The organism is Arthrobacter sp. APC 3897, assembly GCF_030407495.1.
Lineage (GTDB): Bacteria > Actinomycetota > Actinomycetes > Actinomycetales > Micrococcaceae > Arthrobacter_B.
The window spans coordinates 18,925-31,267 of record NZ_JASDDG010000027.1 but is presented as its reverse complement, the minus strand read 5'-3'; the positions used below and the strand labels follow the sequence as shown (position 1 = coordinate 31,267).

Annotated in this window: 14 protein-coding genes; 11 read left to right on the top strand and 3 right to left on the bottom strand. The window is 65.2% G+C overall.

Annotation, left to right across the window (positions count from 1 at the left end; translation table 11 throughout):
- Window positions 1-54: 54 nt before the first annotated feature.
- Complete coding sequence (locus tag QMA10_RS13410; RefSeq protein WP_290169089.1) at window positions 55-333, bottom strand: hypothetical protein; 279 nt, start codon at window positions 331-333, stop codon at window positions 55-57.
- A gap of 28 nt (window positions 334-361) precedes the next feature.
- On the opposite strand from QMA10_RS13410, the gene QMA10_RS13405 reads away from it, so the two are divergent.
- The 3 genes from QMA10_RS13405 to QMA10_RS13395 all read left to right on the top strand — a co-directional run bounded on the left by QMA10_RS13405 (window position 362) and on the right by QMA10_RS13395 (window position 2,394).
- A complete protein-coding gene (locus QMA10_RS13405; RefSeq protein ID WP_290169087.1) occupies window positions 362-1,399 on the top strand; it encodes a CapA family protein in 1,038 nt (345 codons plus the stop codon).
- 225 nt (window positions 1,400-1,624) lie between these two features.
- Window positions 1,625-2,104 carry a hypothetical protein gene (locus QMA10_RS13400; RefSeq protein ID WP_290169086.1) on the top strand — a complete coding sequence of 160 codons (480 nt, stop codon included), beginning with the start codon at window positions 1,625-1,627 and terminating at the stop codon, window positions 2,102-2,104.
- A gap of 92 nt (window positions 2,105-2,196) precedes the next feature.
- Window positions 2,197-2,394 carry a hypothetical protein gene (locus tag QMA10_RS13395; RefSeq protein WP_290169085.1) on the top strand — a complete coding sequence of 66 codons (198 nt, stop codon included), beginning with the start codon at window positions 2,197-2,199 and terminating at the stop codon, window positions 2,392-2,394.
- Window positions 2,395-2,423: 29 nt separating this feature from the next.
- On the opposite strand, the gene QMA10_RS13390 is transcribed toward QMA10_RS13395, so the two are convergent.
- Both QMA10_RS13390 and QMA10_RS13385 read right to left on the bottom strand, forming a co-directional pair.
- Complete coding sequence (locus QMA10_RS13390) at window positions 2,424-3,194, bottom strand: glutamine amidotransferase (protein ID WP_290169084.1); 771 nt, start codon at window positions 3,192-3,194, stop codon at window positions 2,424-2,426.
- Window positions 3,191-4,462: a Mur ligase family protein gene (locus tag QMA10_RS13385; RefSeq protein ID WP_290169082.1), complete on the bottom strand. Its 1,272-nt coding sequence runs from the start codon at window positions 4,460-4,462 to the stop codon at window positions 3,191-3,193. The genes QMA10_RS13390 and QMA10_RS13385 overlap by 4 nt, the downstream gene beginning before the upstream one ends.
- Window positions 4,463-4,545: 83 nt before the next feature.
- Between QMA10_RS13385 and pdxT the strand changes: the two genes are divergently transcribed.
- From pdxT to secF, 8 genes are all read left to right on the top strand, one after another.
- Window positions 4,546-5,229, top strand: a complete 684-nt coding sequence (pdxT, locus tag QMA10_RS13380) for a pyridoxal 5'-phosphate synthase glutaminase subunit PdxT (protein ID WP_290169080.1) — start codon at window positions 4,546-4,548, stop codon at window positions 5,227-5,229.
- Window positions 5,230-5,985, top strand: coding sequence for a YebC/PmpR family DNA-binding transcriptional regulator (locus QMA10_RS13375; RefSeq protein ID WP_290169078.1), 756 nt, complete (start codon window positions 5,230-5,232; stop codon window positions 5,983-5,985).
- A gap of 7 nt (window positions 5,986-5,992) precedes the next feature.
- Entirely contained in the window at window positions 5,993-6,598 is a 606-nt protein-coding gene (ruvC, locus tag QMA10_RS13370; RefSeq protein WP_290169077.1) for a crossover junction endodeoxyribonuclease RuvC, read from the top strand.
- An 84-nt stretch (window positions 6,599-6,682) separates the two neighbouring features.
- Window positions 6,683-7,312: a Holliday junction branch migration protein RuvA gene (ruvA, locus tag QMA10_RS13365; RefSeq protein WP_290169076.1), complete on the top strand. Its 630-nt coding sequence runs from the start codon at window positions 6,683-6,685 to the stop codon at window positions 7,310-7,312.
- A gap of 1 nt (window position 7,313) precedes the next feature.
- On the top strand, window positions 7,314-8,405 hold the full coding sequence (gene ruvB / locus QMA10_RS13360) for a Holliday junction branch migration DNA helicase RuvB (protein ID WP_290169075.1): 1,092 nt from the start codon (window positions 7,314-7,316) through the stop codon (window positions 8,403-8,405).
- A gap of 210 nt (window positions 8,406-8,615) precedes the next feature.
- Entirely contained in the window at window positions 8,616-9,098 is a 483-nt protein-coding gene (gene yajC, locus QMA10_RS13355) for a preprotein translocase subunit YajC (RefSeq protein WP_290169074.1), read from the top strand.
- 92 nt (window positions 9,099-9,190) lie between these two features.
- Entirely contained in the window at window positions 9,191-10,906 is a 1,716-nt protein-coding gene (gene secD, locus QMA10_RS13350; RefSeq protein WP_290169072.1) for a protein translocase subunit SecD, read from the top strand.
- Window positions 10,907-10,908: 2 nt separating this feature from the next.
- On the top strand, window positions 10,909-11,952 hold the full coding sequence (gene secF / locus QMA10_RS13345) for a protein translocase subunit SecF (RefSeq protein WP_290169071.1): 1,044 nt from the start codon (window positions 10,909-10,911) through the stop codon (window positions 11,950-11,952).
- Window positions 11,953-12,343 lie beyond the last annotated feature (391 nt).

Here is a 12,343-nt window from a genome sequence, read left to right as displayed (position 1 = left end):
AACGCCGTCGTACGCTTGGCGGGACTGCGCGGGGCGGTCTTTGGGCTGAATATGTCACACGGGGGAGCACTTTATGGGTACGCGCAGCTTCGGATTTGGGGTGGTGGCCGGGGCGAAGGGCCGGATGGCTGCCCGGGGCAGGGCCGCTGCGGTGCTGCTCCTGGCTGCGGCAGCTGCCGGCTGTGCGCCGGTGGCACCGTCTCCGGAGGCTGAGGCGCCGGCGTCGAGTTCCGCGCCGGCGTCGAGTTCCGCGCCGGCCTCGCCTTCCGGCCCGGCCACGGCACCTGCGCCGGGGTCATCCGGGACAGCTGCTGCCGCCGTTCCAACTCCCACTCCCGGACTGGGCGCGGAGTGTGCGGCGGTGCGGTGCTTTTCGATGATGGTGGCCGGTGATTTGCTGGTGCACCCGCAGCTCTGGACGCAGGCCGGTGACGACGCCGCAGCCTCCGGGAAGCTGCCGTTGGACTTCACACCGTTGCTCGAGGGGAAACGGGCTTACCTGGATTCCGCTGATCTGGGCATCTGCCACATGGAAACACCGGTTGCGGAGGCGGACGGCCCCTACACCGGCTATCCGCTGTTCAACGTTCCGCCGCAGATCCTGACCGCGGCCAAGGCGGTGGGCTACGACGCCTGCACCACCGCCAGCAACCACACCGTGGACGCGGGAACCGCCGGACTCAACCGCACGCTCGGGGTCCTCGATGCTCTGGGCCTGCCGCACACCGGATCCTATGCCGCGGAGGCGGACGCCGCGAAACCCTTCATCCTGCAGACTCCCGCCGCCGGGGTTTCGGTAGTGGAGGCCACCTATGGATTGAACGGCATGACCGCGGACTTCGACTGGCAGGTGGACCTGCTGGATCCTGAGGTGATGATCGCCAAAGCCAGGGCTGCCCGCGCTGCCGGTGCCGACGTCGTGGTGGGAGCCATCCACGCCGGTGACGAATACGCTTCCGTTCCCAATGCGCAGCAGATCGAAGTGGCACACGCCCTGGCCGACAGCGGCGAGTTCGATTTCCTTTACGGCCATCACAGCCACTCCGTACTGCCCATCGAAAACTACAACGGAACCTGGATTGCCTACGGCCTGGGTAACTCCGTCACCGAGCTGTCACCCTGGTACGACGTCAACAATGAGGGCCTGATCCTGCGCGCCCAGTTCGGCCAGGACAGCGGCGGCGCCTGGTCCGTCACGGACCTGGCGTGGGCTCCGTCGGTGATTGTCCGGGATCCGTACCGCTGGTGCTCCGTCGCCGCGGACCTGCCCCAGGGCGCCTGTGCAACGCCCGAACACCAGGCTGCGGTGCGGGCACGGACCATTCCCGTGGTCGAGTCCATGGGCGCTGCCGACGCAGGAGCCCATGAATGGCTGGTCTCCGCGGATCCGGTGCGCTGACTCCTTCGACCGGGCACTCCGGTGATCCGCTGTGGGATCCTACGTGCAGGCCCCGGTCCAAAACCTCATCTCAGGATTCCTTCGTGCAGCTGACGGGCCCAAAGGGGCGGAATCCGCTGTTTTGAGCCCTTGATCTGCACGAAGGATTAATGCGGGCCCCGTTATCTGCACGAAGGATCCGGGCAGCCGATCGGGTTATGGTGGCCGCATGGGGAAGGCGGAGACATGAGGGTGGGAAAGCTGTTGGGTCTGCTCTGTCTCCTTCTGCTGTTGCTCGGCGCCGGATGCGGCGGGCTGGCGGGAGCAGCAGCGAGCATCGCCTCGGAAATCCAGGCACGTTCGGATCCGGACTTCGCGGGCTGGAGTTCGGGGACCTCGTGGCCGGGAGTGACGGTGGTCTACACCGTAGCGGGCGCCCTCGTGGGTGCCGGTGCCGGTCTGGTCAGCTTTCTCGGCGCAGCCGCCGGGCTGCTGGTGCAGGAAAGGGCACAACCGGGACAGTCGCGCCGGTCCGCCGCGGCGGCCGGGACGGGTGCAGGTATCTTCACTGCCGCTGCAGCCGCCCTGCTGCTTTCGGGCCAAGGAGCGGATATCGCGCTCCTCTTCAGCGGTCTCGGCCTTGTCCTGCTGAGCGGCACCCTGGCGGCGCTCCTGGCCGGTTATGTCAGGAGACACCTGGAACGCAGGTCTGCCGCCGGATACTGAAACGGCAGCTGCGCCCGGGTACCGGCAGCAGAAGGCACGCCCCGGCGAAGGCAGATTCGCCGGGTGCTCCGACGGCGGGTAGGGTCCGTGGCATGAACATAAACCGTGAGTACCGCCCGGCGTTCTTCATTATTGGTGCAGCGCTGCTCGGAGCGCTGGCCGTCATCCTGACGCCGGGACTGTTCGATGAGTTCGGGACCGCCCGGCTCGCAGCCGTCCTGGCGCTGACGGCAGGTGCAGTGTGTTGTGCCGTTGCAGCGGGGCGGGTCCGGCGCGCAGGAACAGAGTAGAAAGTCAGGAGCCGCTTCCGGATGCCGATCTACCGGGGGCGCTGCGAGGCGTGCTGCCGGGCCAGCTCCGAGAGCTTCGCCAGCTCCTGCAGATCCTTGGCTGACGACGGACGCGGCTCAAAGGAACCGAACTTGCGGATCACCGCCTGCTCGAGCAGGAAATCGGCAATGGCAGGGTTCTTCGGCAGCAGGGAGCCGTGCAGGTAGCTGGCCACCACATTGCGGTAGCGGGCACCCTCCCAGTTGTCCTTGGAGTTGTTGCCCTCGCCCTTGCGGACCTCGGCCAGCGGACGCACGCCCGAGCCCAGGAACGTCTGGCCGGAGTGGTTCTCGTAGCCGTGGATTTCGCCGAATTCCTCGCTGACGGAAAGCACGTTGCCGATCAGCCGTTCGGTGCCGCCGTGGGTTTCCAGGTCCAGCAGCCCGATGCCGGGAATCACCGTCCCGGTGTGCGTCTTGAAGAAGTTGCCGAACAGCTGGTACAGCCCGCAGATGGCCAGCATCGGCAGGTCGTCTTCGGCCATGGCGCGCAGGGTGGGAGCAATCGACTGCAGGTCATCCTGAATGACCACCTGCCCGCTGTCCTGTCCGCCGCCGCCCACCAGCAGGTCAACATCCGCCGGGAACTCGTCGCCCACGTTGTATTCCAGGACGTTGGCGGTGTAGCCGTGCCACTTCAGGCGCTGCTTCAGGACCAGGACGTTGCCCCAGTCACCGTAGATGTTCATTTCCCGCGGGTACAGCTGCAGGATGTTGATGGTCCGGTCTTCGCCGGCCACGGGATTCAGCGCCTCGCTCATGAGACCACCTCTACTGTCGTGATCTTGGAAAGTTCGCGCCGGACGGCCAGCATGGCCGTGTACGTGCAGAAAATGCGCTTGGGGGAGGACCCGGAGGACGCGATGAACTTCTTCAGGGCATCGGTAATGTCCGGATCAATGGCGGCCACCGGCACGTCGTCGTACTTCAGCCGCAGCGCCATGTCATAGGCACGCACGCCGGTAACCATGTCCACACCGTTTTCGGCCAGGGTCTCGAAATCCACGTCCCACAGCCACGACATGTCCCGGCCGTCGGCGTAGTTGTCATTGATCGCGATCATGGTCGAGTAGCCGTGGGCGGCGAAGGACTTCAGGCCCAGCCGGAAACCGCTGGGGTTCTTTACCAGCACCAGTTCCAGCGGCTGGCCGTTGACCACCAGCGACTCGCCGCGGCCAAACGCAGGTTCCACGTTGGACAGGGCGGTGAACAGCGCCTCCGAATCGGCCTGCGGGCCGGCGATCACGCGGGCCAGCGTCAGCGCAGCGGCGGCGTTGAAGATGTTGTAGACCCCGCGCAGCTTCAGCCCGGTGGTCACCACGGTGTCATCCACGCGGAAGTCCGCGTCGGTTTCGGCAACGCGTTCCAGCACGACGTCGGCGGGCAGCACGGCGGCGGCGGCTTCGGCCGAGGAGCCGCGCATCTCGTCGTCGTTCGGGAAAGTGCTGCGCAGGGACTCGTGGAGGCCGAAGTAACGGACCTCCTGCTTGTCCAGGGAGGCGGCAATGCCGGCCACGCGGGGATCTTCGCGGTTCAGTACCACGGTGCCGGTGGTGGCCAGGGCAATGGACTCCAGCAGGCGGGTGGTCTTGTCGATTTCCCCGAAGCGGTCCAGCTGGTCCCGGAGGACGTTCAGCAGCAGTGAATAACGCGGCTGGATCAATTTCACGAAGTGCACGGCATGGGCTTCATCCAGTTCCAGGACGGCGACGTCGGCATCCAGGCGCCCGCGCCAGTCCACCTCGCCGAGCAGGGCTGCGGCAACACCGCGGGTGAAGTTGCTGCCCGTGCGGTTGGTGAAGACCTTTAGGCCCTGGCTTTCGAGCAGCTCAACCACCATTTTGGTGGTGGTGGTTTTGCCGTTGGTGCCGGAAACCACGGCAACGCCGAGGGGAAGGTCAGCGAGCGTGCGGCGGATGAAATCAGGATCGATTTTCTCCACCACCAGGCCGGGCAGTGCGGAGCCGCCGCCGCGCAGTTTGGAGGCACTGCGGACCAGCTTGCCTGTCAGGACGGAGAAAGAACTCATGGTTTATGAATATATCGCAAGGAGTACCCCCGGCCTTCTTCCGGATGCCCTGCGCCGGGGATTTTGAACCGTAGACTGGCCCGATGACAAATAAGGGTTCCCTGAGGGTGGGTGTGCTGGCGCTGCAGGGTGGTGTCCGCGAACATGTGGCCGCACTGGAGGCAGCCGGGGCAGCTGCCGTTCCCGTCCGGCGCCCTGCGGAACTGGACGGACTCCACGGGCTGGTGCTGCCGGGCGGCGAGTCCACCACCATCGACAAACTGATGCGGACCTTCGGCGTTTATGAACCGCTGCAGGAACGGATCCGCAACGGGTTTCCGGTCTACGGCTCCTGCGCCGGAATGATCCTGCTCGCAGACCGTATTTCGGATCCGGCACGCAGCGGAACGGGCGAACCGCAGCAAACCCTGGGCGGGCTGGACATGGATGTGCGCCGTAATGCGTTTGGCCGCCAACGCGAGTCTTTCGAGACACTGCTCGATGTCAAGGGTTTGGAAAAGCTGCCGTCCGCAAATACGGGCCTTTCCGTACCTCCGGTGCACGCTGTTTTCATTCGTGCACCCTGGGTGGAAAAGACCGGCAATTCCGTTGATGTCCTGGCCCGGGTTCCCCCGCAGGGCCACGGTCATGCGTCTGCTGAGGAATTCGTCGCTAGAATTGTGGCAGTGCGTTCTGGAAACCTGCTGGCCACCTCGTTCCATCCGGAGGTAACGGGGGAGAGCCGGATCCATGAACTTTTTATCCAGATCATCAGAGGAGAAGCGTAGATGTCGGGCCACTCTAAATGGGCAACCACCAAGCACAAGAAGGCCGTCATTGACGCCAAGCGTGCAAAGTCGTTTGCCAAGCTGATCAAGAACATCGAAGTTGCTGCCCGTGCGGGCGGCGCCGATATGGCCGGAAACCCCGGCCTGGAACTCGCGGTCTCCAAGGCCAAGAAGACCTCTGTGCCCATCGACAACATCAACCGCGCCGTCAAGCGCGGTGCCGGCCTGCTCGGTGACGCCGTCGATTACCAGACCATCATGTACGAGGGTTACGGCCCCCAGGGCACCGCCCTGCTGATTGAGTGCCTGACGGACAACAAGAACCGTGCAGCCTCTGAGGTGCGCCTGGCCGTCACCCGAAACGGCGGCAACATGGGCGATCCCGGGTCGGTGGCCTACATGTTCACCCGCAAGGGCGTTGTCACGCTGCCGAAGAAGGATCTCACCGAAGATGACCTGCTGATGGCCGTGCTGGACGCCGGCGCCGATGAGGTCAAGGAATCCGGCGACAACTTCGAGATCATCTCCGAAGCTGCGGACCTGCGTGCAGTGGTGGCTGCCCTGGAGGAAGCCGGCATTGAGTACGACACGGACGAGGCGGAGTTCCTGCCCTCCATGCACGTGGAGCTGGACGCCGACAATGCACGGAAGTTCCTCAAGCTCGTTGACGCCGTGGAGGACCTGGACGACGTGCAGAACGTGTACTCCAACGCGGACATCCCCGCCGAGGTCTTTGCCCAGCTCGAAGACGACTGAGCAGTAGGTGAGCCTGCGCGTCCTGGGTGTTGACCCGGGCCTGACCCGCTGCGGGCTGGGAGTTGTTGAAGTTGAGCGCAACCGCCGCGCCACCCTGGTGGCGGTGGGTGTGGTGGGAACTGAAGCCGGAACGGCCCTGGACGCGCGGCTGCTGGTGATTTCCAACGCCATCGAGCTGTGGCTGGACACCCACACGCCGGATGTCCTGGCCGTGGAGCGCGTCTTCAGTCAGCTCAACGTCAGCACCGTCATGGGCACTGCGCAGGCCTCCGGCGTCGTTATTGCAGCGGCGGCGCGGCGCGGAATCCCCGTTGCCCTGCACACGCCCACCGAGGTCAAGGCGGCGGTCACGGGTTCCGGCTCGGCCAATAAGGATGCGGTGGGCAGGATGGTCACCAAAATCCTGCGGCTGGATGCCCCGCCCAGGCCCGCCGACGCCGCCGACGCCCTGGCGCTGGCCATCACCCACGCCTGGCGGCGCTCGGTGGCCGGCCCGGGACAAACGACGGCGGGGTCGGCCTCCGGGGCGCGGGCCGCTGCGAAGCCGCCGACTCAGGGACTGACACCGGCCCAGCGGCTCTGGGCCGAGGCGGAGGCCCGTGCCCGGCGCTGAGCGCAGCGCGCCGGAACCGGGATCAACGCCGGCACACAGTAGGCTATTCGTAGATATGTTCTACACAGCCCCTGGAGTTTTGTCATGATTGCATCCCTGCGCGGAACAGTAACGCACGTCGGCCTGCATTCGGCGGTGATCGACGTCAACGGCATGGGCATGCTGGTCCAGGCCACGCCGCAAACACTGAGCTCCCTGCACGCGGGACGCGAAGCAACGATCCAGACAGCCATGATTGTCCGCGAGGACTCCATGACCCTTTACGGTTTCACCGACGCGGACCAGCGCGAAGTCTTCGAAACGCTGCTGGGCGTCAGCGGTGTCGGCCCGCGCATCGCCCTCGCGGTTCTGGCGGTCCACACTCCCGAAGCCATCCGGGTGGCCGCCTCGACCGGCGATGACAAGGCCTTCAGTAAGGTCTCCGGCATCGGACCCAAGGGCGCCCGCCGGATTGTGCTGGAGCTGGCGGACAAGCTCGTGCCGCTGGGAACGGCTGACAGTCCGGCGGCGGCGCGCTGGCAGGATCAGGTCCTGGCTGCGATGACCGGCCTGGGCTGGTCCGAGAAGGATGCCAATGCGGCGATCGACGCCGCCGTGGCTGAGGCACCGGAGATTGCCGCCGGCGGCAACGTGGGGGAGATCCTGAAACTGACGCTCCGCCGGCTGGGCACCGACGGCGCCCGGGCACGCGCTCCCCGTCAGCAGGTGGGCTGACATGTCCATCCTGCCCGGAGACGGACTGGTTGCTCCCACCGGAGACCCGGACGACAAGGCAATAGAGGCAGCCCTCCGGCCCAAGAACCTGGACGATTTCGTGGGCCAGAAGCGGGTGCGTGAACAGCTCTCCCTGGTGCTGGAGGCCTCCCGGCTGCGCGGGCGCAGCGCCGACCATGTACTGCTGTCCGGCCCGCCCGGGCTCGGCAAGACCACCCTGTCCATGATTATTGCGGCGGAAATGAACGCACCGCTGCGCATTTCCTCCGGTCCGGCCATCCAGCACGCCGGGGACCTGGCTGCCATCCTGTCCTCCCTCACCGAGGGAGAGGTGCTGTTCCTGGACGAGATCCACCGTATGTCCCGGCCCGCCGAAGAGATGCTCTACATGGCCATGGAGGATTTCCGCGTGGACATCATCGTGGGCAAAGGCGCCGGAGCCACCGCCATCCCGCTGGACCTGCCGCCCTTCACCCTCGTGGGCGCCACCACGCGCGCCGGACTGCTGCCCGGTCCGCTGCGGGACCGCTTCGGTTTCACCGGCCATCTGGAGTTCTATTCGACCGACGAACTGGAACTGGTGCTGCGCCGCTCCGCCATGCTGATGGACATGAAGGTCAACTCCGCCGGCTTCGCCGAAGTAGCCGGGCGTTCCCGCGGCACCCCCCGCATCGCCAACCGGCTGCTGCGGCGGGTGCGTGACTGGGCGCTGGTGCACGGAGTGGACCAGATCGACGCGCGGACCGCCGGAGCAGCCCTGGACATGTATGAGGTGGATGCCCGCGGCCTGGACCGGCTGGACCGCTCGGTGCTGCGCGCGCTGGTGACCAAATTCAACGGCGGTCCGGTGGGCCTGTCTACCCTGGCCATCGCCGTCGGCGAAGAACCGGAAACGGTGGAAACCGTCGCTGAACCCTATCTGGTGCGTGAAGGCCTTCTGGGGCGGACACCGCGCGGACGTGTTGCCACCCGTGCAGCCTGGGACCACCTTGGGCTGGAGATGCCCGAAAATGTTGCCGCCGGCCTGCCGGAGAACATGTTCTCCGGACCCGGGACCAATACGTCCGGGGAAGCGGGGACTGAAGAGTCCTAGCGTGCAGGCCGCAGCGGATGCGCACTCTGCGCAGACCGGTTGAGGATACCGGCCGGGGGAGGGAAAATGCAGTAGAGGAAGAAACTTTTCCGCCGCCGCGGACGTTTTACCTCTAGACTGGTCATTCGTTGACCGGGGCCGCTTGCCCCGCAAATACCTGCACACCATCTCCACAACAGAAACGGTAACCACTCTGTGTTCTTAAACGTCATGGCCCAAAACACCGCCGAGCAGACCACCGGCGGCTTCAGCTTCGGCAGCCTGCTGCTGCCCATCCTGCTGGCACTGTTCATCTTCATGATGTTCCGCAAGCAGAAGAAGACGCAGCAGACGGTTCAGCAGCAGCGGACCCAGATGGTTCCCGGAACCGAAGTAATGACCCAGTTCGGTCTGTTCGGGACCATCCTGTCGATCAACAACGAAGAGAACAAAGCGGTCCTGGAGCTTTCGCCCGGCAACACCGCCACCGTTCACCTGCAGGCGCTGACCAAGGTTGTCACCCAGGAGCCCGCCGTTGAGGAAGAAGCTCCCGTAGTCCCCGATGACGCGTCCTCGCTCACGGCTGCGGACCAGACCGACGCCGCCGGCCGCACCGCAGAGCCGGCCCGCCGCGACGACTCGGCTGCGCATCCGGATGAGACTCCCGAGGAAACGATCGAACGCCTCAACCGCGAAAACAAAAAAGAGAACTAGACTCACCACGGGCCTGCGGGTGAAGACTCTCCGCGGGCCCATCCGGAGTCAACCGTGCCTCCGGTGTGTCTCACCCTAAAGGACTATCCTCTATGCCTCGTACCGGCCCCGGCTCGGCCGCCAAAAAGACGCTCCTCTGGTTGGGCGTCATTTTTGCTGCTCTGGCCCTTTTGCTTGGCGGTGGTTCCATGTGGAGCAACGCCAGTTGGACCCCCAAACTCGCCCTCGACCTAGAGGGCGGAACCGAAATGATCCTTGCGCCCAAGGTGCAGGGCGGTTCTGAAATCACGCAGGAACAGCTGGACCAGGCAGTGGAAATCATCCGGCAGCGCGTGGACGGCAGCGGCGTGTCCGAAGCCGAAATCACCACGCAGTCCGGCCGCAACGTTGTGGTCTCCCTGCCCGGCGTCCCCTCGGCTGAGACCCGCCAGCTGATCCAGGCCTCCGCGCAGATGGAATTCCGCCCGGTGCTGGCCATTGCCGCCGGTACCCCCGTTGAAACACCGCTTCCGGAAGAGCAGCTGCCCAAGCCTGCCGGCGAGCCGGCCAATGCCTCGGATGACAACTGGATCACCCCCGAGCTCTACCGGGAATTCGAGAGCACGGACTGCACGGATCCGGCAACGCTTGAAGCCTCCACGGAAGCGGCCCCGGCCGACCAGCCGCTGATCACCTGTGAGCCGGGCACCGGAGCCAAGTACATCCTCGGCCCGGTGGAAGTTCCGGGCTCCAACATTGCCGATGCCACCTTCGGCCTCTCCACCAGCAGCCAGGGTGCCTCGATCAACGAGTGGGGCGTGAACATTGAGTTCAACGGTGAAGGTACCGAAGTCTTCAAGAGCGTGACCGAGCGCCTCTTTGCCTTCCAGCAGGGTGACCCCCACAATCAGTTCGCCATCGTGCTGGACGGGCAGGTCATCTCCGCTCCCACGGTGCAGGGCGTCATTACCGACGGAAAGCCCCGCATCACCGGCAACTTCACGCAGGAGTCAGCACAGGCGCTGTCCGAGCAGCTGAAGTACGGTGCGCTGCCGATCAGCTTCGACATCCAGAGCGAACAGCAGGTCTCCGCCACCCTCGGCGCCGATCAGCTCAAGATGGGTCTCATTGCGGGCGTCATCGGCCTGGTCCTTGTGGCGGTGTACTCGCTCTTCCAGTACCGCGCCCTGGGCTTCGTCACCATCATCTCCCTGGTGGTTGCCGGCCTCCTGACCTACCTCGCCATCTGCCTGCTGGGCTGGTCGCAGAACTACCGCCTGTCCCTGGCCGGCGTGGCGGGTCTGATCGTGGCCATCGGCCAGACGGCAGACTCCTTCATTGTCTACTTCGAACGAATACGTGATGAACTGCGCGACGGGCGCGGGCTGGTCTCCGCTGTCGACAACGGCTGGAAGCGGGCCAAGCGCACCGTGCTGGCGTCCAAGGCAGTGAACGTGCTTGCCGCCGTCGTGCTGTATTTCGTAGCCGTGGGCAACGTCCGCGGATTCGCCTTCACCCTGGGCCTGACCGCTATTGCCGACCTCATTGTGGTGTTCCTGTTCACGCATCCCACTATGGTGCTGCTGGCCCGCACCAAGTTCTTCGGCGAAGGCCACAAGTGGTCCGGCCTGGACACCACCCGCCTGGGTGCCGTTCCGCTGTACCGCGGAGCGGGCCGTATCCGTGAACCCGGCACAGCACCGGTGCGCACCAAGAACAAGGCCGCTTCCAAGGAAGCTGAGCGCCGGATGACCATTGCCGAGCGCCGGGCAGCCGAAAAACAGGAATCAATGGCCGGAACCGGCCCCAGCACAGAGAAGGAGGGCTAGGAATGAGCAAGCTCCCTCGCTTTGCCACTTTCGGCAACGAGCTTTACACCGGCAAGCGCTCCTACCCGTTTGTGCCCAAGGCCAAGCTCTGGTTCCTGATTGCGGCAGTGGCAGTCATCGTCTCCATCCTCATCCCGGTTGCCAAGGGCGGATTCAACCTGGGCATCGATTTCCGCGGCGGTTCCGAGTTCACCGTGTCCGGCGCAGCCAACACCGACATCTCCGCCGGTGAAGAAGCCGTTGGCGACGTGGCCAGCGAGGCGCGCATCACCAACATCGCCCCCGGTACCGTGCGGGTGCAGACCGAGCAGCTCAGCGATGACCAGACCCTTGAAATCAAGGACAATCTTGCGCAGGCCTATGACGTCGAAGAAGACCAGGTGACGTCAACGTTCATCGGCCCCACCTGGGGCCAGGATGTGAGCCGGCAGGCACTGATCGGCCTTATCGTCTTCGTGGCCCTGGCTGCGGTGCTGATGGCCCTGTATTTCCGCACCTGGAAGATGTCGCTGGCTGCCATTACCGCGCTGCTGGTGGTCATGGTGACCACTGCCGGCCTTTACTCGCTCAGCGGTTTCGAAGTGACGCCGTCGGCCATCATCGGGTTCCTGACGGTGCTTAGCTACTCGCTCTATGACACGGTGGTGGTCTTCGATAAAGTCCGGGAGAACACCAAGAACCTGGACAAGAGCACCAAGCGCACCTTCATGGAGCAGGTGAACCTGGCCGTGAACCAAACCCTGGTCCGGTCCATCAACACCTCCGTGGTGGCAGTGCTTCCGGTGGCGTCCGTGCTGTTCATCGGCGCCTTCCTGCTCGGAGCCGGAACGCTGAAGGACCTGTCGCTGGCACTGTTCATCGGAATCATCCTGGGCACCGTGGCCACGGTGTTCGTTGCGGCCCCGATGTACGCCTGGCTGCGCCGCAACGAGCCGGAGATCGTCCGGCAGGCCAAGCGGGTCAAGGAACGCCGCGCGCAGGAAGCCAAGGAAGCCGCCGCGGCAGCAGCTCCGGCCGCCGCCGCGGAAGTCTCCACCGGGCGCTAAGGCCGCCGGGCGCTGCGGGGACGTACCGCAACCGGTACAGGACCTCCGGGGCGGTGCATCTCTTGCGTGATGCACCGCCCCGGAGGTCTTCTGTATACGGGGGCGCAGAGGGGTATCTGCCGGTGGTTCAGCCGTCTGTATGCACGGGCATAGACTTGATCCGAAGACTCCTTCGCTTCGGCGGCGCCGTGACGTGGGGGAACGGCACCGCATAAGGTGGAAAAGGTCATAACCGTCGCAGAGAGGGCACCAGTGGGCGAGAGCGAGAAACCGGCCGACAAGGCGGGTGCAAACAGGGCCGCGGGTACACCTGTAAAGGCGAATCCCGCTGCCCCGGTTCCTGCTGCGCCGCAGCTGGCCCAGGCACCGCGCCCTGCCCAGGCGGGCGCGC

Excerpts from the sequence above, each read along its gene's own strand:
- QMA10_RS13395 (WP_290169085.1), top strand. The coding sequence starts at position 2,197 with ATGAACATAAACCGTGAGTACCGCCCGGCGTTCTTCATTATTGGTGCA.
- pdxT (WP_290169080.1), top strand. The coding sequence starts at position 4,546 with ATGACAAATAAGGGTTCCCTGAGGGTGGGTGTGCTGGCGCTGCAGGGT.
- yajC (WP_290169074.1), top strand. The coding sequence starts at position 8,616 with ATGGCCCAAAACACCGCCGAGCAGACCACCGGCGGCTTCAGCTTCGGC.
- QMA10_RS13375 (WP_290169078.1), top strand. The coding sequence starts at position 5,230 with ATGTCGGGCCACTCTAAATGGGCAACCACCAAGCACAAGAAGGCCGTC.
- QMA10_RS13400 (WP_290169086.1), top strand. The coding sequence starts at position 1,625 with ATGAGGGTGGGAAAGCTGTTGGGTCTGCTCTGTCTCCTTCTGCTGTTG.
- ruvA (WP_290169076.1), top strand. The coding sequence starts at position 6,683 with ATGATTGCATCCCTGCGCGGAACAGTAACGCACGTCGGCCTGCATTCG.
- secF (WP_290169071.1), top strand. The coding sequence starts at position 10,909 with ATGAGCAAGCTCCCTCGCTTTGCCACTTTCGGCAACGAGCTTTACACC.
- ruvB (WP_290169075.1), top strand. The coding sequence starts at position 7,314 with ATGTCCATCCTGCCCGGAGACGGACTGGTTGCTCCCACCGGAGACCCG.
- QMA10_RS13385 (WP_290169082.1), bottom strand. The coding sequence starts at position 4,462 with ATGAGTTCTTTCTCCGTCCTGACAGGCAAGCTGGTCCGCAGTGCCTCC.
- QMA10_RS13390 (WP_290169084.1), bottom strand. The coding sequence starts at position 3,194 with ATGAGCGAGGCGCTGAATCCCGTGGCCGGCGAAGACCGGACCATCAAC.
- secD (WP_290169072.1), top strand. The coding sequence starts at position 9,191 with ATGCCTCGTACCGGCCCCGGCTCGGCCGCCAAAAAGACGCTCCTCTGG.